Consider the following 24,975-nt stretch of genomic DNA (forward strand, 5'->3'; position numbering starts at 1 on the left):
ATTAGGGGGTAGATCGTTAGTGAAACCAGTAAAAGTCGGATTGTTGGGTCTGGGAACTGTTGGAACGGGAGTCGTTCGCATTGTGGAAGGGAATCAGGAGGATCTGAGCAGTCAGGTTGGATCGCCGATTGTCATCGAGAAGATCGCAGTGAAAAATACAGAGAAAGAACGTGTTATTGCTGTAGACCGTGCCAAGCTTACGGAAGATCCTTGGGAAGTCATTCGTCATCCGGATATTGATGTCATCGTTGAAGTCATGGGCGGCATTGATCAGACGAAGGAGTATATTCTTGAAGCGTTGGAACGTGGGAAGCATATCGTAACAGCAAACAAAGATCTCATGGCACTGCATGGTACAGAGATTTTGGCGAAGGCACAGGAAAAACAATGTGACGTGTTCTATGAGGCAAGTGTTGCTGGAGGGATTCCGATCATTCGTACGCTGATTGAAGGTTTCTCTTCTGACCGGATTACTCGCATTATGGGGATTGTGAACGGAACAACGAACTTTATTCTGACCAAAATGAGTCAGGAAGGTGCATCCTATGAAGAAGTACTGGCTGAAGCACAGGCTCTGGGATACGCTGAATCCGATCCAACTTCCGATGTGGAGGGACTTGACGCAGCTCGCAAAATGGCGATCTTGAGTACACTCGGTTTCCGCACCAATGTGGAGTTGAAGGATGTAACCGTTAAAGGAATATCCTCCGTAACTCGTGAAGACATTATGTATGCCAAAAGACTGGGCTATGAGATGAAGTTACTTGGTATTGCGGACCGTATTGGCGATGAGATCACGATCAGCGTTCAGCCGACAATGGTTAGACAAAATCACCCGATTGCTTCAGTCAACGGTGTATTCAACGCAGTATATGTACACGGTGAAGCTGTAGGGGAGACGATGTTCTACGGTGCAGGTGCGGGAGAACTCCCAACGGCAACTTCGGTTGTAGCTGACATTGTGGCGGTTACCAAAAACCTTAAACTTGGCGTGAACGGTCTCAAGGCCATTGTGCCTTATAAGACAAAGCGACTGCAAAGCGACGAGCAAATCGTGTCGAAAAACTTTATTTTATTACACGTAGACGATAAAGCCGGTGTATTGGCACAAATCACACAAATTTTCGCAGAGTATGATGTCAGTCTGGCGTCGGTTGTTCAACAGCCGAATGAGCACAACCCGGATGCCGAGATCATTATCGTTACACATAATGCAAGCAAGGCAAGCATGGATAAGGTGTTAAAACATTTTGAATCACTCAGCGTCATTCGCCGCATTAAGAGTGTCTACCGGGTCGAAGGATAAATGTCACTATCCCATACGGCATCTCAATTATTTCAGTTATAACGTACAAGTTAATCATATCCGGTTCAACAGGTCATCATTTCAGATTATTAAAACATAAAGGAGATTACCCACAATGAGATATCAAGGACTTTTGCAAACGTACAGAGAGCACCTTCCGGTTAATGAAAATACACCCCTGCTTACGCTTCAGGAAGGAAATACACCGTTGATTCATGCAGAGAATCTGTCTGAGGAACTTGGCTTGAATGTTTACTTCAAATACGAAGGTTTGAACCCTACGGGATCTTTCAAAGACCGCGGTATGGTTATGGCTGTTGCCAAAGCTATGGAAGAGGGTAGCCGTACGATCATGTGTGCATCCACAGGTAATACATCAGCAGCTGCAGCAGCCTACGCCGCACGTGGTGGCCTCAATTGTATCGTACTAATCCCGAATAACAACATTGCACTGGGTAAACTGGCCCAAGCCATGATCTATGGAGCTAAGGTGATTGCGATCAATGGTAACTTTGACCGTGCACTGGAGATTGTGCGTGAGATCACAGCCAAACATCCGATCACGCTTGTAAACTCTGTGAATCCGTTCCGGATTGAAGGACAGAAGACAGCAGCGTTTGAAGTAATTGAACAACTTGGCGAAGCGCCTGACGTTCTGGCAATTCCAGTCGGCAATGCGGGGAATATCTCGGCGTATTGGAAAGGTTTCAAAGAATATAAAGAGGCAGGCAAGTCCAGCACACTTCCACGTATGGTTGGTTTCGAAGCAGAAGGTGCGATGGCCATTGTAAAAGGTGAGCCGATCCTTGAACCTGAAACAGTAGCAACAGCGATTCGAATCGGTAATCCGGCGAGCTGGAAAACGGCAGTAGCTGCAGCTGAGGAATCTGGTGGACAAATCAACTATGTAACGGATGAACAAATCCTGACAGCGTATCGTACGCTTGCTTCTCGGGAAGGAATTTTTGCTGAACCTGCTTCTGCGGCTTCCCTTGCCGGTGTATACAAACTGAAGAGTGAAGGGTACTTTAAAGGCGGAGAGACTGTAGTTTGTGTACTGACAGGTAATGGCCTGAAAGATCCTAATATTGCGATCAAAACAGTAGCGACTGAGCCACTTGTTGTTGAAGATACGGAAGAAGCAGTAATGGCGGCCATTGCACAGTTGGAGCAGCAATCTGTATGAGTTTGCGTGAAAAGGTAACCGTAAAAATACCTGCAAGCACAGCCAATCTCGGTCCGGGGTTTGACACCCTGGGCATGGCATTGTCTTTGTACGCCTGGTTGGAAATGAAACCTGCCGAGCAGACGACATTTCATCTTCACGGCGATCATTTGACAGGACTGCCTACGGATAAATCGAATTTGATCTATGAAGTCGCACAGATGGTATTTGATGAAGCTGGGGTATCCGTACCTGAATTGGAGATTTCCATGTATTCCGATATTCCGCTTACGCGGGGACTTGGGAGTAGTGCATCAGCCATCGTTGGTGCACTGGCGGCAGCGAATGCATTAATTGGTGCTCCTTTATCCGATGCGAAACTCCTGGATATGGCCACATCCCTCGAGAAGCATCCTGACAATGTGGGAGCATCTCTGTATGGCGGTATTATTACGGCTGCATGGAATGGTCAACAGGTAGATCATATACGTATTGAACCACACCAGGATTTGCAGGCTTTGGTTATTGTACCTGAATTCCAGCTGTCTACTTCAAAAGCTAGGAATGTGATTCCTGAGCAATTTGGCATGTCTGATGTGGTGCATAACATTAGCAGATCCTCACTGCTCGTTGCTGCTTTGGCGAGTGGGCGACTGGATATGATTCAGAAGGCGATGTCAGATCGAATTCACCAACCGTACCGGGCATCATTGGTGCCAGGCATGGCTGAAATATTGGAACATGCTGTCGATCATGGAGCGTTGGGAGCTGCTCTGAGCGGAGCCGGACCGACCGTATTGACTTTGGTGGATCGTCATGACACCCGAAAAGCGGAATTGGAACAATATTTGCTGGAGACCATGGAGCGGGAAGGCATATCTGCTTCTGCACTGTGGCTCGATCCGGATTTGGACGGTGTAACCGTACTGCCTGATCAAGACGAACGTCCTTTTTTGGACAGAATCAAAGGGGAAGTTAATGTATGAAACGAATTGCAGTATTACCTGAAGGCTCAGTTTCCCATGAAGCGATAGATTTCCTTTTCAACGGAGAACCATTAGATTTGCTTCATTCCAAGCTGATTTCGGACGTGTTTAGAGCAACGGATAGCGGGACTACACAATACAGTGTTATTCCGATTGAAAATACCATTGAGGGTTCCGTTAGTCTGCATATGGACTGGCTTGTGAATGAAGTCGACATTCCAATGCAAGCGGAGTGGGTATACCCATCCATCCAGAATGTCATTGGACATGGCTCGGAATTTAAGACGGAGAGCGGCGAGTATGATTTCAGTAAAATTACCAAGATCATGTCTCATCCTGTGGCTATTCCGCAGTGTCAGAATTTTATTCGGCTGCATTCGCCTGGGGCGAACCTTGAAGGTGTGAACAGTACAGCCGAAGCTGTAGAAATTGTGAAAAAAAATCCGGGTAAGGGCTGGGTAGCCATCGGTACCAAGCTTGCTGCTCAGAAGCATGGTCTGGACATTATGGCTGAACGGGTTACAGATCATGACAACAACTATACCCGTTTTGTGCTCATCGGCCATGAACCTGTGAACATTCCACGTGAACCGGATCATGTGAAAACCAGCTTGCTGGTGACGTTGCCAGAAGATGCACCGGGTGCGTTGCATCAGGTATTGTCGGCATTTGCCTGGCGGAAGCTGAATTTGACCCGCCTTGAATCTCGTCCAACGAAGAAACAATTGGGCAGTTACTATTTCTACATTGACGTTGTGGAAACGGTGGATTCGGTATTGCTCACCGCAGCCATGGGGGAGATTGAGGCGTTGAATTGTCAGGTGCGCGTTCTTGGTAGCTATCCTTGTTATACATATCCTTCGAGGTAATCGACCTTTATGCTGGTTGTGATTGTTAGAAGGTTGTCATAATTCTGGGTAGAGTGAACAAGTAAGAGCTTGTCATTTTGGTGTACAATGGACGGGTTAATAAACGTTTCGGAGTACAGTGAATGGATATTTTATGGAGGTGCAGTCATCGGTGGCAGAACAATGGATCTATTTGGATGGTCAGTATGTGACCAAGGAGAACGCAACCGTTTCGGTATATGATCATGGATTTTTGTATGGAGACGGGATTTTCGAAGGTATTCGGATCTATAACGGAAATATTTTCAGATGTAAGGCCCACTTGGATCGTTTGTATGATTCGGCCAAATCCATCAGTTTGAACATCCCGCTGTCCATTGATGAGATGCTGGAAGTGATGGCTGAAACGGTGCGCCGCAATGATATGCGTAATGGTTATATTCGTCTTATTGTATCGCGTGGCCCTGGTAATCTGGGGTTGGACCCGCTTCGTTGCCCCAAGGCATCCGTAATTATCATTGTGGAGCAATTGGCGATCTATCCGGAGGAAGCGTATCTTACTGGATTGAAAGCAGTGTCTGTATCCCAACGCCGGAATATCCCGGACGCCTTGAATCCAAAAATTAAATCATTGAACTATCTGAATAACATCCTGGTTAAAATCCAGTCTAACTATTCAGGTGCCGGAGAAGCTATTATGTTGAATTCCCAAGGTTACGTTACTGAGGGTTCAAGTGATAACATCTTCATCATCAAAAATGGTGTAGTGTATACGCCGCCTTGTTATCTCGGAGCACTTGAAGGGATTACACGTCAAGCCATTATCGATCTATGTGGCGAACTGGAGCTTGAATTAAAAGAAGTGCCATTCACCCTGCATGATGTGTATATCGCAGACGAAGTCTTTTTCACCGGGACAGCTGCAGAAGTTATCGCTGCATATGAAGTGGATGGAAGAACAATTGGTACGGGTGTAGCAGGTCCGGTAACGCTGAGACTGCTGGAAGCATTCCGTCAGATTGTTGACAAAGATGGTTATAAAGTGTGGGAATCTTAAGTTAGAATTGCATAGCATAGGGAACAGGAAATCCTCCTTGTCCGATAAAATTCAGCATACCTGGTGTATGGGGATTTTAGCGACAGGAGGATTTTTTTTGTTTAGTTGATGTCATTAGCCCGGTTTCTGCATAGGATGTAGTAACGGTATGGGCGAATGTACTGCCCAAGTATGACGTCTAGGAGGTTAGTTCCCTGTGAAAATACACATGGTGAAAAAAGGCGACACATTATATCTGCTGTCCCAAAAATACAATGTAGCGCTGGACAAATTGATCGCGGCTAATCCGCAAATCACAAATCCCGACAAGCTGGATATTGGCATGAAGATCAAAATCCCTGCAGAGCCAGTAACACCGAAGCCGGAGGGTGTGCTCCACAGTCACAAGGTGCAGCAAGGAGATTCGTTATGGAAGTTGGCACAAGCCTGGGGAGTTCCTTTAAAAGATATGATCAATGCCAATCCACAGTTGAAAAATCCGAACGCTCTGCTGGTGGGGGAGACAGTTTATATTCCATCTATGCACGCACAAGGAAACAGTACATCTAATTCGGGTGCTGGCAACATTGCTGCTCAAGAAAAGTTGTCACCTGAAGGTAAGGAATACACGGGAGTCAAAGAACCTGAACCACCGGCGCCAGTTATGCCAACTCCTCCTGCTCCGGTAGCAGAGGTTCCTGTTCCGGTCCCGGTTCCTGCTCCACCACCAGTCAATACGGAGAAGCCGAATGTGAAGCCTGAACTGGAGGTACTGCCGCAGTTACCGGAGCTTCCTGAAGTGAAACCTGAAAAGGAAACGCACAAAAAAGAAGAGGTTAAACCCGAAGTTCATGTAAAACCGGTAGCAGAATCCAAGAAATACACAATGCCTAATCTTTCGCCTGAAATTATGCCTTTGCCTGTAATGCCTAATACTAAGTCTCCAACTGAGGTTGCACCGGCAACGAAAAAGCCTTGTGGTTGTGGTAATAAGTTGCATCATGCTCCAGCCGAGCACCCTTATGTTCAAATCCCGGTTCCTGTACAAGAGGTGTATGGTGCTCAGCAAGACATGTACACGGCAGGAGCGAGTAACAATGCGTCGTTTCCAGGGATTCCGGAAGTTAGTCCATATAGTGGCAGTGACCTGCCTAACAGTCCGTGGACTGGCGCGGAGCAGGGTTATAACCACAATAACGTTATGCCGAATCTGTCCGCAGAAATACAAAACAACTCATTTCCGATTGCGCCAGCTGGCGAAGTGAATAGTCCATTCCCAACGTATGCAGCACCTAGTCATATGAATCATCAGCCGCCTTTCATATCTCCATACTCAATGCTTCCGTACCCTCCATGCGGATGTGGCTCACATACACATATGCCTCAGTATACTTATCCTTCTCATGGTTATCAGGATCCGGCTTGGAATATGTATGGTCCTTCGTACGGTATGCCGCCTGAAATGTCCACATCAACGATGCCAAACCAGCCTATTGAGTATGCTTATCAGAATCCGTATCCTACTCAGAACATGGTTCCGCCGTCCCCGCTTGGAGCATTTGGTGAAATGTATCCTCCTCAAGAGCAAGGCAAGGGTGGTAAAAAAGGGGGGCGTGAAGACGCTAACTTAAGTCAGGTAGCAATTGAAGAGGTTGGATCAGATTCGGAAGGGAAGTCCAAACAAGCAGGGAATAAGCCGGCAGCTGCAAAACGCAGAACAAGCAAGGCTCCTCTGAAGAATAAATCCAAGGTATCCGTGTCCGGGAAAACATCCAGAGAGGGTGCAGCTACTTCCAACCAACGGAAATCCGATAAAAAGCGTCGTAATCCATGGATACAAAACTAACCTGGGGATTGCGATTAATGAATAAGTGAGGTACCTGTTATATCAGCGGGAAGCCAGCTCTGTAATAGAGAACTGGCTTCCCGCTTACCTGAGTGAACATTGAGTTGCACATAACGAAGATATAGTTGCTTAGGAAATGATAAAAAGCATTTTATTAAGAAGTTATTGTAAACCCTTTCATAAATGTGTTAAAATATTTGTACCCTATGAGCATGACCTAATATGATAGGAAAAGATAGGGTACGGATATGATAGCTTTAGCTAATGCAAAACTACTAAAGAAAAGAAATGAAAAAAACTGTTGCATTACATTCAGCCGTATGATATATTATTTAAGTCGCCGCTGAAACACACGGCTGACACGGGAAACACAAGAAATAACGAAATAAGTTTGATCTTTGAAAACTGAACAACGAGTGAGTAAACATTCTGCTTGCAGAATGAACGCAAAAGTTGGAAACAAGCCTTGGCTTGGATCGGCTGGAGCACAAATGAGATTTTTAATCTCGTCAGATTCAAAATGAGCTTATCGCTCTTTTCAATACTTTATTGGAGAGTTTGATCCTGGCTCAGGACGAACGCTGGCGGCATGCCTAATACATGCAAGTCGAGCGGAGTTGATAGGAAGCTTGCTTCCTTGATACTTAGCGGCGGACGGGTGAGTAACACGTAGGCAACCTGCCCTCAAGTTTGGGACAACTACCGGAAACGGTAGCTAATACCGAATAGTTGTTTCCTTCGCCTGAAGGAAACTGGAAAGACGGAGCAATCTGTCACTTGGGGATGGGCCTGCGGCGCATTAGCTAGTTGGTGGGGTAACGGCTCACCAAGGCGACGATGCGTAGCCGACCTGAGAGGGTGATCGGCCACACTGGGACTGAGACACGGCCCAGACTCCTACGGGAGGCAGCAGTAGGGAATCTTCCGCAATGGGCGAAAGCCTGACGGAGCAATGCCGCGTGAGTGATGAAGGTTTTCGGATCGTAAAGCTCTGTTGCCAGGGAAGAACGCTTGGGAGAGTAACTGCTCTCAAGGTGACGGTACCTGAGAAGAAAGCCCCGGCTAACTACGTGCCAGCAGCCGCGGTAATACGTAGGGGGCAAGCGTTGTCCGGAATTATTGGGCGTAAAGCGCGCGCAGGCGGTCATTTAAGTCTGGTGTTTAATCCCGGGGCTCAACCCCGGATCGCACTGGAAACTGGGTGACTTGAGTGCAGAAGAGGAGAGTGGAATTCCACGTGTAGCGGTGAAATGCGTAGATATGTGGAGGAACACCAGTGGCGAAGGCGACTCTCTGGGCTGTAACTGACGCTGAGGCGCGAAAGCGTGGGGAGCAAACAGGATTAGATACCCTGGTAGTCCACGCCGTAAACGATGAGTGCTAGGTGTTAGGGGTTTCGATACCCTTGGTGCCGAAGTTAACACATTAAGCACTCCGCCTGGGGAGTACGGTCGCAAGACTGAAACTCAAAGGAATTGACGGGGACCCGCACAAGCAGTGGAGTATGTGGTTTAATTCGAAGCAACGCGAAGAACCTTACCAGGTCTTGACATCCCTCTGACCGGTACAGAGATGTACCTTTCCTTCGGGACAGAGGAGACAGGTGGTGCATGGTTGTCGTCAGCTCGTGTCGTGAGATGTTGGGTTAAGTCCCGCAACGAGCGCAACCCTTATATTTAGTTGCCAGCACTTCGGGTGGGCACTCTAGATAGACTGCCGGTGACAAACCGGAGGAAGGTGGGGATGACGTCAAATCATCATGCCCCTTATGACCTGGGCTACACACGTACTACAATGGCCGGTACAACGGGCTGCGAAATCGCGAGATGGAGCCAATCCCAACAAAGCCGGTCTCAGTTCGGATTGCAGGCTGCAACTCGCCTGCATGAAGTCGGAATTGCTAGTAATCGCGGATCAGCATGCCGCGGTGAATACGTTCCCGGGTCTTGTACACACCGCCCGTCACACCACGAGAGTTTATAACACCCGAAGTCGGTGGGGTAACCGCAAGGAGCCAGCCGCCGAAGGTGGGATAGATGATTGGGGTGAAGTCGTAACAAGGTAGCCGTATCGGAAGGTGCGGCTGGATCACCTCCTTTCTATGGAGAATCGTTTCCTGCAACGGAAACATTCAAATATGTAGCTAAGCTACAAAATACTCACTCGTTGCTCAGTTTTGAGAGCTCAAACTCTCAAACAGCTTTCTTTTGCATGGAGCTTGTTCTTTGAAAACTAGATATCGAAACGAAACAAACGCGAATTAGAACATTCCTTTAAGCTGATCTTGTGTAAACAAGTGAAGTGTTTTTATAAGGTAGATTGCATGAGCGAGTGATCGAAATGGAACGACTTTTGGATTTGCGCAAGCAAACCAAGCGGAGTGACAGCTCGAACACGAGCGATATGGTTAAGCTACTAAGAGCACACGGAGGATGCCTAGGCGCTAGGAGCCGATGAAGGACGTGGCGAACAACGAAACTGCCTCGGGGAGCTGTAAGCAAGCTTTGATCCGGGGGTGTCCGAATGGGGAAACCCAGCTGGGGTAATTTCCAGTTACTCATAACTGAATACATAGGTTATGTAGAGGCATACCAGGGGAACTGAAACATCTAAGTACCCTGAGGAAGAGAAAACAATAGTGATTCCGTCAGTAGCGGCGAGCGAACGCGGAGAAGCCCAAACCAGAGAGCTTGCTCTTTGGGGTTGTGGGACGTCTCACATGGAGTTACAAAGGAACCGGTTAAGCGAAGAGGTCTGGAAAGGCCCGCCAAAGAAGGTAAAAGCCCTGTAGTTGAAAGTCTGTTCCCTCCGAGACGGATCCCGAGTAGTGCGGGGCACGTGAAACCCCGTATGAATCCGGCAGGACCATCTGCCAAGGCTAAATACTTCCTAGCGACCGATAGTGAAGCAGTACCGTGAGGGAAAGGTGAAAAGCACCCCGGAAGGGGAGTGAAATAGAACCTGAAACCGTGTGCTTACAAAAAGTCAGAGCCCGTTTTAGGGGTGATGGCGTGCCTTTTGTAGAATGAACCGGCGAGTTACGTTCCCGTGCAAGGTTAAGGTGAAGAGCCGGAGCCGCAGCGAAAGCGAGTCTGAATAGGGCGACTTAGTACGTGGACGTAGACCCGAAACCGGGTGATCTACCCCTGTCCAGGGTGAAGGTGCGGTAACACGCACTGGAGGCCCGAACCCACGCATGTTGAAAAATGCGGGGATGAGGTGGGGGTAGCGGAGAAATTCCAATCGAACTCGGAGATAGCTGGTTCTCCCCGAAATAGCTTTAGGGCTAGCCTCGGAAAACAGAGTCGTGGAGGTAGAGCACTGATTGGGTGCGGGGCCCGCAAGGGTTACCAAGCTCAGTCAAACTCCGAATGCCATAGACTTACTTCCGGGAGTCAGACAGTGAGTGCTAAGATCCATTGTCAAAAGGGAAACAGCCCAGACCATCAGCTAAGGTCCCCAAGTGTGTGTTAAGTGGGAAAGGATGTGGAGTTGCACAGACAACCAGGATGTTGGCTTAGAAGCAGCCACCATTGAAAGAGTGCGTAATAGCTCACTGGTCGAGTGACTCTGCGCCGAAAATGTAACGGGGCTAAACACACCACCGAAGCTATGGCTTGATGCTTTGCATCAGGGGTAGGGGAGCGTTGTATAAGGGTTGAAGGTGTACCGTAAGGAGCGCTGGACATTATACAAGTGAGAATGCCGGTATGAGTAACGAAAAGATCAGTGAGAATCTGATCCGCCGAAAGCCTAAGGGTTCCTGAGGAAGGCTCGTCCGCTCAGGGTAAGTCGGGACCTAAGGCGAGGCCGAAAGGCGTAGTCGAAGGACAACAGGTCGAAATTCCTGTACCACCGTAAGCCGTTATGAGCAATGGGGGGACGCAGTAGGGTAGTGACGCGGACTGATGGATGTCCGTCTAAGCAGTAAGGCTGATGTGTAGGCAAATCCGCACATTGTAAGGCTGAGCTGTGATGGGGAGCGAAAATTGTAGTAGCGAAGGTCATGATCTCACACTGCCAAGAAAAGCCTCTAGCCAGGTGATGGTGCCCGTACCGCAAACCGACACAGGTAGGCGAGAAGAGTATTCTAAGGCGCGCGGAAGAACTCTCGTTAAGGAACTCGGCAAAATGACCCCGTAACTTCGGGAGAAGGGGTGCCCCGGTAGTGTGAATAGCACGAGGGGGCCGCAGTGAAAAGGCCCAAGCGACTGTTTAGCAAAAACACAGGTCTGTGCGAAGCCGTAAGGCGAAGTATACGGGCTGACGCCTGCCCGGTGCTGGAAGGTTAAGGGGAGTGGTTAGGGAGCAATCCCGAAGCTGTGAACCGAAGCCCCAGTAAACGGCGGCCGTAACTATAACGGTCCTAAGGTAGCGAAATTCCTTGTCAGGTAAATTCTGACCCGCACGAATGGCGTAACGACTTGGGCGCTGTCTCAACGAGAGATCCGGTGAAATTTTAATACCTGTGAAGATGCAGGTTACCCGCGACAAGACGGAAAGACCCCATGGAGCTTTACTGCAGCTTGATATTGAATTTGGGTACGATCTGTACAGGATAGGTGGGAGCCTAAGAGACATGAGCGCCAGCTTGTGTGGAGGCAACGTTGGGATACCACCCTGATCGTATCTAGGTTCTAACCTGGTACCGTAATCCGGTGCGGGGACAGTGTCAGGTGGGCAGTTTGACTGGGGCGGTCGCCTCCTAAAGAGTAACGGAGGCGCCCAAAGGTTCCCTCAGAATGGTTGGAAATCATTCGAAGAGTGCAAAGGCATAAGGGAGCTTGACTGCGAGACCTACAAGTCGAGCAGGGACGAAAGTCGGGCTTAGTGATCCGGTGGTACCGCATGGAAGGGCCATCGCTCAACGGATAAAAGCTACCCTGGGGATAACAGGCTTATCTCCCCCAAGAGTCCACATCGACGGGGAGGTTTGGCACCTCGATGTCGGCTCATCGCATCCTGGGGCTGAAGTAGGTCCCAAGGGTTGGGCTGTTCGCCCATTAAAGCGGTACGCGAGCTGGGTTCAGAACGTCGTGAGACAGTTCGGTCCCTATCTGTCGTGGGCGTAGGAAATTTGAGAGGAGCTGTCCTTAGTACGAGAGGACCGGGATGGACGTACCGCTGGTGTACCAGTTGTTCCGCCAGGAGCACCGCTGGGTAGCTATGTACGGACGGGATAAACGCTGAAAGCATCTAAGCGTGAAGCCCCCCTCAAGATGAGATTTCCCAGTATGTAAGACCCCTTGAAGACGACGAGGTAGATAGGCTGGGGGTGGAAGTGCAGCAATGCATGGAGCTGACCAGTACTAATCGGTCGAGGGCTTATCCAATAGCAAGTTGTAATTCGCATGTTTCGTTTCGAATCTAGTTTTCAGAGAACGATCTCTGAAATGTAAGCTACGCGTTTGGTGGCGATGGCGGAGGGGTTCCACACGTACCCATCCCGAACACGACCGTTAAGCCCTCTAGCGCCGATGGTACTTGGACCGCAGGGTCCTGGGAGAGTAGGACGCCGCCAAGCGAACTCTTTCATCATACATAGAAAACAGGCTCTGCATGTTGATGTTGTACGATGAATTGCATTTGCACTGCAAATGCATATTATTCCCTGATAGCTCAGTTGGTAGAGCACTCGACTGTTAATCGAGTTGTCACAGGTTCGAGCCCTGTTCGGGGAGCCATTAAGGCCCGTTGGTCAAGGGGTTAAGACACCTCCCTTTCACGGAGGTAACAGGGGTTCGAATCCCCTACGGGTCATAGCTATATTTATAGCTTCAACAAGGGATGAGAATCCCAAAGGTTCGTCGGAGGATATACCTCGTTAGCAACTGCATCGCAGTCTCGAACGAAGTGAGAGTATCCCCTACGGGTCATATAGATGGAGGCTTAGCTCAGCTGGGAGAGCATCTGCCTTACAAGCAGAGGGTCGGGGGTTCGATCCCCTCAGCCTCCACCATATAAACTTTATAACGACGCGGGGTGGAGCAGCCCGGTAGCTCGTCGGGCTCATAACCCGAAGGCCGCAGGTTCAAATCCTGCCCCCGCAATTATACTTTCCTTTGCGAAAGTGATCTGGAACCGTGGTGTAGTTGGCCTAACATGCCTGCCTGTCACGCAGGAGATCGCGGGTTCGAATCCCGTCGGTTCCGCCATTTTTATATTAATAATACCATGTGCGGAAGTGGCTCAGCGGTAGAGCATCGCCTTGCCAAGGCGAGGGTCGCGGGTTCGATTCCCGTCTTCCGCTCCAATATTTGCGCCCTTAGCTCAGCTGGATAGAGCGTTTGACTACGAATCAAAAGGCCGGGAGTTCGAATCTCTCAGGGCGCGCCATTATAACTTCAAATTTGCCGGCGTGGCGGAATGGCAGACGCGCTCGACTCAAAATCGAGTGGGAAACCGTGGAGGTTCGAGTCCTCTCGCCGGTATATATAACGGGATGTAGCTCAGCTTGGTAGAGCACCTGGTTTGGGACCAGGGGGTCGCATGTTCAAATCGTGTCATCCCGATCTCTAAAAAGCACTATCTAATTATAGATAGTGCTTTTTTATATTTATCTATATAAGATTCTATAAATGCAGGTTCCGGTATTCACTATGACAAGTTCTCTAACCTAACACATGCGTGTTCCTTCTTCAGACGATAAGCTAGTTGTGCATAAAGCCTCAGTCTTTAGGTCACAATAGGTTTAAAAAGTGATAGAAGGGGTTCATGTGAACACGTTTAACTTTAGAAAACAATTCAAGAGACGGTGGCGACGGTGGAAACGAACAGTATGGATGACGGCGGCTTTGCTTGCAGTTACGATATTGGCTTACAGCGGGTTGTCTATCTCATCGGCGATTGAGCGTTTGCTAACAACTAATTTTAGTGAGGCAACCAGTGTGATGGGCCCTGTTACGCAGGAAACAAGATCTGAACAGGAGATTCAGGCGTTAGTAGAGCAACTTGATTCTGATCCGGATCATTTAACAAGTGTGGTTTTGGAAACACAGTACATCTGCGGAGTGGAGACAGAGCAGTTAGGCAAGATGGCTAGACCGCAGTTGAAGATGCTGCTGGCTCAACATCCGGAATGGGATGCTACCGTTGGAACATCAGATGAGTTGCATTTGAAGCAACGTGTAGATGACCTTTCACCGCTGTGTAAACAGCAGGCTTATATCAGCATAGATGCTGTAGGGAACCTTAATTTGTACGAAGGTAAGCCTACAGATGAGAAGGTTATTCGTACGTTCTTTCAGTTGGATGTTGGGACGTTGGAGAGTTCTTTGCCTGAAGGCGTACTGGAGCAATTGCAGCAGGGTATTCGGATTCAGGACAAGGATGAGTATGATAGCGTGATCTCTACGTTCAGTGACTATGCCGTGGATGAAGATCACCATTTAATCCGTAATGGCGGGTAATCCAAACGTCCTCACCTACAGTATTAAGATTGTTACGTACTGAAACGATGATGGCAATAGCAATAACAATGGTGGTTTAGGGAATCAAGCGATAGACCCAAAAATATGTGGAATATGATGAAGGACATCGAAGAGATGTCCTTTTTGTCGTTTGAACTGAAATAGTTGGAAATACGAATAAACATGTAAAAAATCCGCAAATAAAGACGAGTAATCAGTTAGACAAAGTTTTTCCTGCCGCAGGGTCTATCTTTTGTTATAATGAAATGAACGATACATATGTTCGCTTTTGTGAGGGAGAGATGGTTTTGCGTTTTTTGGGAATTGACCCGGGGATTGCGATTGTTGGTTTTGGTTTTGTGGATAAAATCGGCAGTAAGGTGGTACCCGTACAATATGGATGTATTCAGACGGAAGCTCATACCCCTGAAGAGGAACGGTTGCTTCACGTATATGAAGGTATGGTGCAATTGATTGATAAATACAAACCGGACGCAGTAGCGCTGGAGAAACTTTTTTTCAATCGGAACGTTACAACAGCGATGTCTGTCAGTCAGGCTAGAGGGGTCATGGTACTCGCTGCCGCACAGAAGGGTTTGCCTATTGCAGAGTATACGCCAATGCAGATCAAGCAGGCCGTTGTGGGGTACGGTAAAGCGGAGAAGAAGCAAGTACAGGAGATGGTCAAAATGTTCTTGCGTCTTCAGGTCGTTCCTAAGCCGGATGACGTAGCGGATGCATTGGCTGTAGCCGTGTGCCATGCACACTCTTATACATTAAATTCCAAGTTGAATGAGGTATTGCGAAAATGATTGATTTTCTAAGAGGACAGTTCATTCATGTAGAGAATGATTATATTGTGCTGGATGTTCATGGTGTAGGGTATCGTGTATTCTGTCCAAATCCATTTGCGTTTGCGAAGCAAGAAGGCGAAATTACCGTGTACACTCACCATCATGTGCGTGAGGATGCGATGTTGCTGTTTGGATTTGTTACACGGGATGAGCAGCGTTTGTTCCGTAAACTGATTGAAGTATCCGGTATCGGTCCAAAAGTAGCGCTGGGCATACTCGCTGGAGGTACACCAGAACATGTGGTTACGGCGATTTATCAGGAGAATCTTACGTTCTTGACCAAATTGCCAGGCATCGGCAAGAAGACTGCACAACGCATGATTCTGGATCTTAAGGATAAGCTGGATAGTTTTGGCGCGGCAGCGTATGCAACAGGCCTGTTCGCTCCTCCATCGGAGGAGTCGGGAAGTGGTTCAGCCTGGGATGAGGCACGTGAAGGTCTCAAGGCACTTGGGTATACTGACAGTGAGCTTGATAAAGTATGGCTCAAATTGAAAAAGGATGTTACTACAGCAGATTCCGTTGATGTGTTGATGAAAAAGGCGCTGCAAATGCTGTTTACGGGATAATACAAATTGCATATTATAATATAGCTGTAGCCTGCAAAAAAAGGTAGGGATGAACATGGATGATCGGATTATTTCCGCGAACCTGATGATGGAGGACCAGAATGTTGAGTTGAGCCTTCGTCCCCGGTATCTGAATGAATATATCGGGCAGAATCAGGTGAAGGAAAATTTAAAGATATATATTGAAGCTGCCAAATTTCGTAATGAGGCATTGGATCACGTTTTGTTATATGGCCCACCTGGACTGGGTAAAACAACACTTGCCAACATTATTGCCAACGAATTGGGTGTTAATTTACGAACTACGTCAGGACCGGCTATTGAACGCCCGGGTGATCTTGCAGCATTGTTAACCAATCTGCAGGAAGGCGATGTCTTGTTTATTGATGAGATTCATCGTTTGCATCGTACAGTTGAAGAAGTCATGTACCCCGCTATGGAAGATTCCGCATTGGATATTATGATTGGTAAAGGTCCAAGTGCACGTTCTGTTCGGCTGGATCTGCCGCCATTCACTCTGATTGGGGCTACAACGCGTGCTGGCTTGCTGTCTGCTCCACTTCGAGACCGTTTTGGTGTTATCAGTCGCTTGGAATTCTACACGGTTGATGAGCTGGCTTATATCGTCTCACGCTCTACCGAAATTTTGGGTGTGGAGATTGTGGGAGATGCTGCGCAAGAGATTGCATTGCGCTCACGTGGGACACCGAGGATCGCGAACCGTTTGTTAAAACGAGTACGCGACTTTGCACAGGTGCGTGGTGATGGGATTATAACGCAGACACTGGCGGAAGAAGCACTGCAACGTCTCCAGATTGATCCGCGTGGCCTGGATGAGATTGATCACAAGATGCTCAAATCGATGATCAATAGCTTCCGGGGAGGCCCGGTAGGGCTGGATACAATTGCTGCTACGATTGGTGAAGAAAGTCAGACGATAGAGGATGTCTATGAACCGTATCTGCTTCAGATTGGTATGATTCAGCGTACACCAAGGGGCAGGATCGTAACAGATCTCGCCTATCATCATTTGGGTCTACCTGTTCCTCCAAGAGACGGTAAATAATCAAATCTGTTGAACATTCATCATAAACATTGAAATAATCACGTGTTAACCCGATATAAAGTGAAAGAAATGCATGGAGAGGAGTCTGATTGTGGGAAAAGCAATACGAACGAAGAAGTGGAGTCGTCGATTGAAGGTACTGGCGGCAGCTCTTTTGACAGTGGGTTGTCTGCAAGTGCCTGCATATGCAGCAGGAAATGATGGACAGACGATCCGGGTAGCCATGTTTGCGAATCTGGGCAGTACGTATAAATCAACTACACCACTCATTACGCTTGAATCGACAGGACAATGGAGCATCCAATCGGAGAGCGGCGCAAATGTAAACCTTCCGGCAGGACAAGTCCGTTTCAGTGCAGATGGATTCCGAGTAAAGGTGTTGGAAACAGCGGACTTTAAGGCAGCATCTGCAGCAGCAAAATTGTTGCAGGCAACCGCAGATAAACCGTTGCTGTTCACAACGTCTGTGAATGGAAATGCCATTTACCAGCTCTACACAGGCAACTATGCAACGGAGGCACTGGCAGGACAAGCTGTTACACGAGTACAAAAGGTAGCAGCAGCTCAATTGGCTGGTCAAAAGCCAGCTGTAACAGGAAGTAAACGCCTGTCTGCTGGAACCTATGGTTCGATTCAGGAAGCAGAGGCAGCACAAGCCAACCTTTTATCAGCAGGAGTTAGTAGTGTCTATCCAGTCCTTCAACTGAGTGGAGGAAGCCAAGCATACACGGTATGGGTGGGTGAAGCTTCAACGGATGCGGAATTAACCGCATTGAAGAACAGTGTGGAAGCCAAAGCTCCAGGGGTAAGCCTTTCACCTGTCAACAATAGTGCAGGACTCATCATCCGCCAAGATGCAGGATTAAGTACGGATGCAATCAAAACAGCTCCGCATTACACCATTGCAGGTACTGAATCCAAAGCATTGGTACAAGGGAATGGCAATGGGATCAAAGTAGTGGAACGTTCTCAGCGAACGTATCGTGGAGATATGGAAATCAGCATCGTAAGTGGTGATCTGGCGTTGGTCAACGTCGTTCCACTGGAGCAATACCTGTACTCTGTCGTAGGGGCAGAGGTGTATTCCTCCTGGCCTGCTGAAGCTCTGAAAGTTCAAGCTGTAGCTGCTCGATCCTACGCGCTTCAACAGGGTGAACGATTCAAAATTGCGAATGTCGTGGATACAACGCTCAGCCAAGCCTATAACGGGATTGGTTCGGAGAACGATAAAGTAACCAGTGCAGTGGATGCAACTGCTGGAGAAGTGGTCAAGAGCGGTGGGAAAATCATTGAAGCTGTATTCTCCTCCAATGCTGGCGGCCAGACGGCTCATCCTTCTGAGGTATGGAACGGCGGAGCAGGTGTGTTCACCAATGTGGTTAGCTCGGGAGATACATCAGCCCAGGCAGGATTACATACGTGGTACCATGTGCTGCTCAGTTCAGGCGTTAGCGGGTACATTCGTGAGGATAACATCAAAGAATTAACGACCAAGACCAATGCAGGACTGGCAAAAGTAACGGTAACGGCTCAGAACACCAATGTGCGTGCCGTTCCGTTAATTCAATCCACCGTTGAACCTGTAGCCAAAATGAATCCAGGCAACGAAGCTGTTGTACTGGCAAAAGTGCCTCAATCCAATGACTATGCCTGGGTGAGAGGACCTTTCACGTCAGCTCAGTTGGTTAAATCCCTTCAGGGTAAAACAACAGCGTCTGTTCCTGCTTCAATCTCAACCTTGGAAGTGACCAAGCGTGGACCTTCCGGAAGAGCACTTGAAGTCACTGCCAACGGACAGGCAATGACGGTGAAATATGCCGATACATACCGCTCTGCACTCGGTGGATTACCGAGCACTTTATTTGATATTGCAGGGACCGGAAGTTATACTGTATTAGGCGCTGACGGCAAAACAGCCAGTAAAACCGGCTCAAATGGTGCCTCTGTATTGTCTTCTTCTGGCGCAGGAACATCATCCGGTAATGCACTTGTCGTTATGAGTGGTGATGGTCAAGCGAGAGCGGTAACGCAGGGTCAGACCTTCATGTTCATCGGTCAGGGCAATGGCCACGGTTTGGGCTTGTCCCAATGGGGAGCCAAAGGCATGGCAGATGAAGGGTATGATTACCAGGCAATATTGAAACACTATTATCAAAATGCGACTATTGTTAAGGAATGAAACTAAATGAATGTGAACTTATATGATTTTGAATTACCAGAGCAATTGATAGCACAGACGCCGTTGCTTGATCGCACGGCATCCCGTTTGCTTACCTTGAACAAAGATAGTGGTGAGATTAATCATCAAACGTTTCCCGATATTATCGATTTTCTGAATCCCGGCGATACATTGATTCTGAATGATACACGTGTTCTACCAGCCCGTCTGTTCGGTACAAAAGAAGATACCGGAGCAAAAGCGGAAGTGTTATTGCTTAAAAATGTGGAAGGCGACAAGTGGGAAGCACTGGTTAAGCCGGGTAAAAAGCTGAAAGCCGGTTCGGTCATTGTATTCGGTGAGGAACTGAAGGCAATCATTGAAGAAGAGGGCGAGATGGGGGCACGTACACTTACGTTTACGTATGATGGAATCTTTCAGGAGATTCTGGACCGTCTGGGTGAGATGCCGTTGCCACCTTATATCAAGGAGACATTGGATGACCGCGAACGGTATCAGACCGTGTATGCCAAGCATGAAGGATCGGCGGCTGCACCTACAGCGGGACTGCACTTTACGGATGAATTGTTGGATCAGATTCGTGCCAAAGGTGTTAATGTGGCCTTCATCACGCTTCATGTAGGACTGGGAACATTCAGACCGATGTCGGTTGACGTTGTTGAAGATCATGTCATGCATGAAGAGTATTACTCCTTGTCACAAGAAACGGCAGATCTGATTAACCAGACCAAAGAGAATGGACACCGTGTTTTTGCGGTTGGGACAACGAGCTGCCGGACTTTGGAAACGGTAGGCAGCAAATTTGAAAATGGAATACTGCAAGCGAGCAGCGGATGGACCAGCATTTTCATCTATCCGGGCTATTCCTTCAAAGTGATTGATGGGATGCTTACGAATTTTCATCTCCCGAAATCCACGTTGGTTATGTTGGTTAGTGCACTAGCAGGCAGGGAACATATTATGCAGGCATATGAGGAAGCCATCCAAGAGAAATACCGGTTCTTCAGCTTCGGCGATGCCATGTTGATATATTAGTATAACGGTATAACGATTAACTTTTAGAGGATGATTAAAACCAATGGCAGCAATTACGTATGAACATATCAAAACTTGCAAACAATCCGGTGCACGTCTGGGACGTGTACATACACCTCACGGTATTATTGAGACACCAACCTTTATGCCTGTAGGTACACAGGCGACTGTCAAAACAATGAGCCCTGAAGAATTGAAAGAAATGGATGCTCAGATTATTTTGAGTAATACCTATCACCTGTTTCTGAGACCAGGACATGAAATCATCCGTGAAGCTGGCGGATTGCACAAATTCATGAACTGGGATCGTCCAATTCTGACGGACAGCGGCGGATTCCAAGTGTTTTCTCTTAGCGAGATGCGCAAGATTACGGAAGAAGGCGTTAACTTCCGTTCTCATCTGAATGGAGACAAAAAGTTCCTTTCTCCTGAAGTGGCGATGGAAATCCAGAATGCACTTGGCTCCGATATTATGATGGCGTTTGACGAATGCCCACCGTATCCGGCTGAATATGAATATGTAAAAAAATCACTCGAAAGAACAAGCCGCTGGGCAGAACGTTGTCTCGAAAGTCACGCTCGTCCGCATGACCAAGGTCTGTTTGCCATCGTACAGGGAGGCATGCATGAAGATCTTCGCCGTCAGAGCGCCGCAGATTTGACTTCCATGGATTTCCCGGGGTATGCTATTGGTGGACTGAGTGTTGGAGAACCGAAACATTTGATGTATGGTGTATTGGATTATACGTTACCTTTGCTGCCGTCCAATAAACCACGATATTTGATGGGGGTAGGTTCGCCCGATGCGTTGATTGAGGGATCTATTCGTGGAGTGGACATGTTCGATTGTGTTCTGCCTACTCGGATTGCCCGTAACGGAACAACGATGACCAGTCAAGGACGTCTGGTAGTTCGTAATGCCAAGTTTGCAACTGATTTTGGACCATTAGATCCTGAATGTGATTGCTACACTTGTCGCAACTATTCCAGAGCTTATCTGCGTCATTTGATCAAAGCAGATGAAACATTTGGCTTGCGTTTGACAACGATCCATAATCTTCATTTCTTGCAGAATTTGATGCGTAATGTACGTAAAGCCATTATGGAAGATCGTTTGCTTGATTTCCGGGATGAATTTTTCGATCAATATGGTCTTCATGACAATGACAAAGGTTTCTGATTGAGGTTTTAAGGGAACCGGCTTAACAAGCAATATCTGTATGTATAGTCGATAAGGGGGAGTTTGAATGTTTCAGGGAATGACTCTAGCAGGAACACAAGCAGGCGGAGGCATTGTATCTTTGATTGTACCTCTGGTACTCATGGTTGCAATTTTCTACTTCTTGATGATTCGTCCACAGAACAAAAAGCAAAAGCAACGGAATTCGATGCTTAGCCAATTGAAAAAGGGCGATAAAATTGTAACGATTGGTGGCCTTCACGGTACGATCGCTGAGATTACGGACGATGTGGTTGTATTGCGTGTAAACGATGTAACTAAGCTTACATTTGACCGTAATGCAATCAGCACGGCTGTAGCTCGTGATACGGCTGTTGAATAGTTACTGTAACATAGAATAACGAGGGTGCGTTTGTGGCGTATTCCCTAGTAGAGAACCGGATCTCCTTGGAGACCCGGTTCTCTTTTTTGATTTATGAGGGAAGGTTGATGTTCTTTACCAGTCAGTTAGGAGCGATGCGTATTAACACCGAACATGCCACCGAGAGCTGAAATGAAGAAAGCGCTAAGCAGTTGTAAACTATCTTTCCAATTAAACGAAGCATCCAGCGCGAGAAATCCGATCAACAGCACAAGGAGTCCATATACGATTCCGGTAATTCCTCCGTAGTACCATCCTTTTTCACCAGATCGTTTGCCTGCGACAAAACCACCGACCAATAATGACAAGCCATGAACAACATAGGTATACAACGAGAGGTCCTGTTCCCGCATTCCGCTCATCCAGAGAAACAAGGAGAGAATTAATGCCCCGATAAACATCCATACAAAAGCCTGACAGAGGCCTGACAGAATCGGATTGGACACTCGAAACGAAACCAAGCGGCGGATCAATTGCATGAAGCAACCCCCTTGTACAAGTTATAAGTTAATACAGTGTATGGTCAAGCCTTCGGACTTATGAACTGTTTTCCATTAAATGAACGGATTATTTCTGCATGAGCATGTAAGGTTCAGGTCAAAATAGGGATTGCACTACCCAGCAAACTGTTAAAAACTCAGTTTCGAAGGAGGACCCCTGTTGTGAACTTCCCAGATGTCGGATCACATATCTTTCGAACCATTCTCATGTACTTTCTGGTGTACTGTGCAATGAGGGTTATGGGTAAACGTGAGATTGGTAAGCTATCCATGTTTGATCTTGTTGTCTCCATTATGCTTGCTGAAATGGCTGCTTTTGTCATTGAAGATATTGATAAACCGCTCTCTCATGGGATTGCCCCCATGCTTACCTTGATTATTGTACAGATCGGAATGGCCTTTATAGGTCTTAAAAGTCGGCGTCTTCGCCTGATAATTGATGGCAAACCTACTGTTTTGATCTCCAAAGGTGTTCTTCACCGGGATGAGATGCGGAAGCAACGATATAATCTGGATGATCTATTGCAACAACTCCGTGAACAGAATGTAGACAGTATCGGTGAGGTTGATTTCGCTATTTTGGAGACAACAGGCAAGCTGACCGTTTTTCCCAAGGATGAGAATACTTCTAACGATAGCAATTCTTCCGGTTCTGACTCAGAAGATTCTTCCTCCAGTAAATCCAAAACGGGAAAAAACCAGATTGACGGATCTCCAAATATTAAATTTCCAAATATTAAATATGAAGGTCTGCCACTACCCTTAATTATGGACGGAAAGGTCCAGGATCAGAATCTGGAGATCATTCAGAAAACGAGATTTTGGCTGAAAAATCAAATTCAACATAACGGAATTCTGGATTTTAAGGATGTATTTATATGCTCCATTGATCACAATGGGAAGATATATGTCAGTCCAAAAGATGATAAAAAATGAAAATCATTTGCCTGAGCGGCGCTTGAACCATGAACCAATCAAAGGAGCACGGGACAGATCATGAAAGTCAATCATTTTGGTCCAGCCCATGACGATGAAATACACGATAAGCCCGACAAAAGGAGCGAGAAGCATCCTGACCCAAAAAGGCAATATCATGGCAGTCTCTTCGTATACGAGTAGGGTCGCTGCTCCCATGATAAACATTCCTGCACCCGTCTTGACCCAATCCATCATTTTGAAGCGGAACTGTAGCAGGCTACGTACGCTTTGGGCATGTAACAGGGTAACTACCGTAGAATTCACACAGATGGCGATGACTGCACCGAAGATGCCATATTCAGGCCGAGAAGCAAGCGTTAAAATCAACGTGATTTTGATAACAGCACCGATAAACGTATTCAGCAATGCTTTACCCGGACGGTCAAGAGCTTGTAATGCAGCTTGAAGAGGAGCTTGAATATAAATGAACAAAGCAAAAGGAGCCATTAGTTTCAGCATGCTTCCGATCGATGCATCATTATACAGAACAAGACACATCGGTTCGGCAAGCACATACATAAACACAGAAAACGGAGCACCTGTCACAAGTGCCAAACGTAAGGCCTGATGCATTCTTTTGTGAATCAGTGCGCGATCTCCCTGAGCAGAAGCTTCGGACAGTGAAGGCACAAGTGATGTCGCGAGCGAAGAGGTTAGTGCCCCCGGCAGTAGCAGCAAAGGAATAATCATACCTTGTAATGCACCATATTGTGCTGTAGCGAGCCCTTTGGATATGCCTGCCAGAGCCAGACTCTGGGCAGTAACGATGGTTTCGGCCAAATAGGATAAGGAGCCAACCAATCGGCCTGCTGTAACAGGAATAGAGATTGCAAGCAAACGCCGGATTAATCCGGGCTGTGGAGTACCCGTTTCTTTCAGAACTGAAGGTATTGGGTTTAAAGGTTTGGCTGAAGGTTTGGTTGTGAGATTGGACATGTTCTGTTGCTTAGCGAGCGGTAACTCTTTCTTCTGCCTGTTATACTTCCACAAGAGTACAAGCATACCGCCGAATTCTCCAACGAGCGCGCCCAGCATGGCACCAGCAGCAGCTTGGGCAATACCGTGGGGGAGGAGAAGCCAGGCAAACCAAATGACACAGACGATACGAATGATGGTTTCAACAATGGATGAAATGGCAGTAGGCATCATGTTTTGCTTACCTTGGAAATACCCTCTGTAGACAGCAGATACGGCGATAATGGCAATCATGGGGCTCATACTAACGAACGTATGGTACACCCGCTCATCTGTGAGCACGTACTTGGTAACCCAGGGCGCAAATAGAATGCATAAAAACATGAATACAACACCCAGGGTCAACGTAAAGCTTAAGCTTACTTGCAGGATTCGCTGGGGGGAATAACGATTGGCACCGGTATCAGCTTCGGCTACGAGCTTGGCTACGGCGAGCGGAATACCACCCGTAATTAATGTCACCAGTACGATAAAAAAGGGATAGCTCAATTGGTAGATGCCAACACCTTCTGCACCAATTACTCGTGGCAGCGCAATGCGCGGAATGAAACCAAGTATTCGATTAATTATGCCTGCCGCGAGCAGGATCATGGCCCCCTGGATAAATGTCTGTTTCTTCAAG

General features: G+C 47.5%; 17 protein-coding genes, 9 tRNA genes and 3 rRNA genes. 27 read left to right on the forward strand and 2 right to left on the reverse strand.

From position 1 onward, the window contains the following. Positions 1 to 19: 19 nt before the first annotated feature. The 26 genes from MHI14_RS06490 to yajC all read left to right on the forward strand — a co-directional run bounded on the left by MHI14_RS06490 (position 20) and on the right by yajC (position 21,861). Entirely contained in the window at positions 20 to 1,306 is a 1,287-nt protein-coding gene (locus tag MHI14_RS06490) for a homoserine dehydrogenase (RefSeq protein ID WP_133387123.1), read from the forward strand. A 115-nt stretch (positions 1,307 to 1,421) separates the two neighbouring features. Continuing rightward, positions 1,422 to 2,492, forward strand: a complete 1,071-nt coding sequence (thrC, locus tag MHI14_RS06495; protein ID WP_036673546.1) for a threonine synthase — start codon at positions 1,422 to 1,424, stop codon at positions 2,490 to 2,492. Further along, on the forward strand, positions 2,489 to 3,457 hold the full coding sequence (gene thrB / locus MHI14_RS06500; protein WP_339310538.1) for a homoserine kinase: 969 nt from the start codon (positions 2,489 to 2,491) through the stop codon (positions 3,455 to 3,457). Before thrC ends, thrB begins: the two co-directional genes overlap by 4 nt. Further along, positions 3,454 to 4,326: a prephenate dehydratase gene (gene pheA / locus MHI14_RS06505; RefSeq protein ID WP_339310536.1), complete on the forward strand. Its 873-nt coding sequence runs from the start codon at positions 3,454 to 3,456 to the stop codon at positions 4,324 to 4,326. The genes thrB and pheA overlap by 4 nt, the downstream gene beginning before the upstream one ends. 151 nt (positions 4,327 to 4,477) lie before the next feature. Continuing rightward, the gene (gene ilvE, locus MHI14_RS06510; RefSeq protein ID WP_017692630.1) at positions 4,478 to 5,362 is read left to right on the forward strand and encodes a branched-chain-amino-acid transaminase; all 885 of its coding nucleotides are present in this window, start codon (positions 4,478 to 4,480) and stop codon (positions 5,360 to 5,362) included. A gap of 196 nt (positions 5,363 to 5,558) precedes the next feature. Beyond that, positions 5,559 to 7,187: a LysM peptidoglycan-binding domain-containing protein gene (locus tag MHI14_RS06515; RefSeq protein WP_341130035.1), complete on the forward strand. Its 1,629-nt coding sequence runs from the start codon at positions 5,559 to 5,561 to the stop codon at positions 7,185 to 7,187. 546 nt (positions 7,188 to 7,733) lie between these two features. Continuing rightward, positions 7,734 to 9,286: ribosomal RNA gene (locus MHI14_RS06520) — 16S ribosomal RNA — on the forward strand. 306 nt (positions 9,287 to 9,592) lie between these two features. Beyond that, positions 9,593 to 12,520, forward strand: a 23S ribosomal RNA gene (locus MHI14_RS06525). Positions 12,521 to 12,594: 74 nt separating this feature from the next. Beyond that, a 5S ribosomal RNA gene (gene rrf, locus MHI14_RS06530) occupies positions 12,595 to 12,711 on the forward strand. Together the 16S, 23S and 5S rRNA genes with 9 tRNA genes alongside form the textbook arrangement of a ribosomal RNA operon. An 84-nt stretch (positions 12,712 to 12,795) precedes the next feature. Continuing rightward, a tRNA-Asn gene (locus tag MHI14_RS06535) sits at positions 12,796 to 12,871 on the forward strand. A gap of 4 nt (positions 12,872 to 12,875) precedes the next feature. Then, positions 12,876 to 12,947 (forward strand) — tRNA-Glu (locus MHI14_RS06540). 123 nt (positions 12,948 to 13,070) lie between these two features. After that, positions 13,071 to 13,146, forward strand: a tRNA-Val gene (locus MHI14_RS06545). A gap of 17 nt (positions 13,147 to 13,163) precedes the next feature. Then, positions 13,164 to 13,237, forward strand: a tRNA-Met gene (locus MHI14_RS06550). Positions 13,238 to 13,264: 27 nt separating this feature from the next. After that, positions 13,265 to 13,342 (forward strand) — tRNA-Asp (locus tag MHI14_RS06555). A 23-nt stretch (positions 13,343 to 13,365) separates the two neighbouring features. Continuing rightward, positions 13,366 to 13,440 (forward strand) — tRNA-Gly (locus tag MHI14_RS06560). A 6-nt stretch (positions 13,441 to 13,446) separates the two neighbouring features. Further along, positions 13,447 to 13,523 (forward strand) — tRNA-Arg (locus tag MHI14_RS06565). Positions 13,524 to 13,539: 16 nt separating this feature from the next. Further along, positions 13,540 to 13,618, forward strand: a tRNA-Leu gene (locus MHI14_RS06570). A 7-nt stretch (positions 13,619 to 13,625) separates the two neighbouring features. After that, positions 13,626 to 13,699 (forward strand) — tRNA-Pro (locus tag MHI14_RS06575). 204 nt (positions 13,700 to 13,903) lie between these two features. Further along, entirely contained in the window at positions 13,904 to 14,596 is a 693-nt protein-coding gene (locus tag MHI14_RS06580; RefSeq protein WP_289390239.1) for a BofC C-terminal domain-containing protein, read from the forward strand. 308 nt (positions 14,597 to 14,904) lie between these two features. Beyond that, positions 14,905 to 15,408 (forward strand): crossover junction endodeoxyribonuclease RuvC, encoded by a 504-nt coding sequence (gene ruvC / locus MHI14_RS06585; RefSeq protein WP_017686765.1) that lies wholly within the window; start codon positions 14,905 to 14,907, stop codon positions 15,406 to 15,408. Next, positions 15,405 to 16,019 (forward strand): Holliday junction branch migration protein RuvA, encoded by a 615-nt coding sequence (ruvA, locus tag MHI14_RS06590; protein ID WP_036616866.1) that lies wholly within the window; start codon positions 15,405 to 15,407, stop codon positions 16,017 to 16,019. Before ruvC ends, ruvA begins: the two co-directional genes overlap by 4 nt. A gap of 55 nt (positions 16,020 to 16,074) precedes the next feature. Beyond that, positions 16,075 to 17,085 carry a Holliday junction branch migration DNA helicase RuvB gene (gene ruvB, locus MHI14_RS06595; RefSeq protein WP_091020485.1) on the forward strand — a complete coding sequence of 337 codons (1,011 nt, stop codon included), beginning with the start codon at positions 16,075 to 16,077 and terminating at the stop codon, positions 17,083 to 17,085. 73 nt (positions 17,086 to 17,158) lie between these two features. Next, positions 17,159 to 19,264 (forward strand): SpoIID/LytB domain-containing protein, encoded by a 2,106-nt coding sequence (locus MHI14_RS06600; RefSeq protein WP_445670330.1) that lies wholly within the window; start codon positions 17,159 to 17,161, stop codon positions 19,262 to 19,264. Positions 19,265 to 19,270: 6 nt separating this feature from the next. Then, entirely contained in the window at positions 19,271 to 20,299 is a 1,029-nt protein-coding gene (gene queA, locus MHI14_RS06605) for a tRNA preQ1(34) S-adenosylmethionine ribosyltransferase-isomerase QueA (protein WP_091027605.1), read from the forward strand. A gap of 43 nt (positions 20,300 to 20,342) precedes the next feature. Continuing rightward, the gene (gene tgt, locus MHI14_RS06610; RefSeq protein ID WP_036616872.1) at positions 20,343 to 21,479 is read left to right on the forward strand and encodes a tRNA guanosine(34) transglycosylase Tgt; all 1,137 of its coding nucleotides are present in this window, start codon (positions 20,343 to 20,345) and stop codon (positions 21,477 to 21,479) included. A 67-nt stretch (positions 21,480 to 21,546) separates the two neighbouring features. Continuing rightward, a complete protein-coding gene (gene yajC, locus MHI14_RS06615; RefSeq protein ID WP_091027608.1) occupies positions 21,547 to 21,861 on the forward strand; it encodes a preprotein translocase subunit YajC in 315 nt (104 codons plus the stop codon). A gap of 125 nt (positions 21,862 to 21,986) precedes the next feature. On the opposite strand, the gene MHI14_RS06620 is transcribed toward yajC, so the two are convergent. Continuing rightward, entirely contained in the window at positions 21,987 to 22,379 is a 393-nt protein-coding gene (locus MHI14_RS06620; protein WP_017686772.1) for a TIGR04086 family membrane protein, read from the reverse strand. A 228-nt stretch (positions 22,380 to 22,607) separates the two neighbouring features. On the opposite strand from MHI14_RS06620, the gene MHI14_RS06625 reads away from it, so the two are divergent. Beyond that, a complete protein-coding gene (locus tag MHI14_RS06625; RefSeq protein ID WP_091034732.1) occupies positions 22,608 to 23,336 on the forward strand; it encodes a DUF421 domain-containing protein in 729 nt (242 codons plus the stop codon). Positions 23,337 to 23,339: 3 nt separating this feature from the next. Here the strand turns inward: MHI14_RS06625 and spoVB are convergent, their stop codons facing one another. Then, positions 23,340 to 24,974, reverse strand: a complete 1,635-nt coding sequence (spoVB, locus tag MHI14_RS06630; protein ID WP_091027613.1) for a stage V sporulation protein B — start codon at positions 24,972 to 24,974, stop codon at positions 23,340 to 23,342. Between the last annotated feature and the right edge of the window lies 1 nt (position 24,975).

Source organism: Paenibacillus sp. FSL K6-2393 (genome assembly GCF_038002545.1).
In the GTDB taxonomy this organism is placed as follows: domain Bacteria; phylum Bacillota; class Bacilli; order Paenibacillales; family Paenibacillaceae; genus Paenibacillus.

What these genes read in the sequence shown, in the direction of transcription:
- MHI14_RS06620 (WP_017686772.1), bottom strand. Translation starts at nt 22,379, where the DNA reads ATGCAATTGATCCGCCGCTTGGTTTCGTTTCGAGTGTCCAATCCGATT.
- MHI14_RS06600 (WP_445670330.1), top strand. Translation starts at nt 17,159, where the DNA reads ATGGAGAGGAGTCTGATTGTGGGAAAAGCAATACGAACGAAGAAGTGG.
- MHI14_RS06625 (WP_091034732.1), top strand. Translation starts at nt 22,608, where the DNA reads ATGTACTTTCTGGTGTACTGTGCAATGAGGGTTATGGGTAAACGTGAG.
- queA (WP_091027605.1), top strand. Translation starts at nt 19,271, where the DNA reads ATGAATGTGAACTTATATGATTTTGAATTACCAGAGCAATTGATAGCA.
- ruvB (WP_091020485.1), top strand. Translation starts at nt 16,075, where the DNA reads ATGGATGATCGGATTATTTCCGCGAACCTGATGATGGAGGACCAGAAT.
- yajC (WP_091027608.1), top strand. Translation starts at nt 21,547, where the DNA reads ATGTTTCAGGGAATGACTCTAGCAGGAACACAAGCAGGCGGAGGCATT.
- pheA (WP_339310536.1), top strand. Translation starts at nt 3,454, where the DNA reads ATGAAACGAATTGCAGTATTACCTGAAGGCTCAGTTTCCCATGAAGCG.
- thrB (WP_339310538.1), top strand. Translation starts at nt 2,489, where the DNA reads ATGAGTTTGCGTGAAAAGGTAACCGTAAAAATACCTGCAAGCACAGCC.
- thrC (WP_036673546.1), top strand. Translation starts at nt 1,422, where the DNA reads ATGAGATATCAAGGACTTTTGCAAACGTACAGAGAGCACCTTCCGGTT.
- tgt (WP_036616872.1), top strand. Translation starts at nt 20,343, where the DNA reads ATGGCAGCAATTACGTATGAACATATCAAAACTTGCAAACAATCCGGT.
- ruvA (WP_036616866.1), top strand. Translation starts at nt 15,405, where the DNA reads ATGATTGATTTTCTAAGAGGACAGTTCATTCATGTAGAGAATGATTAT.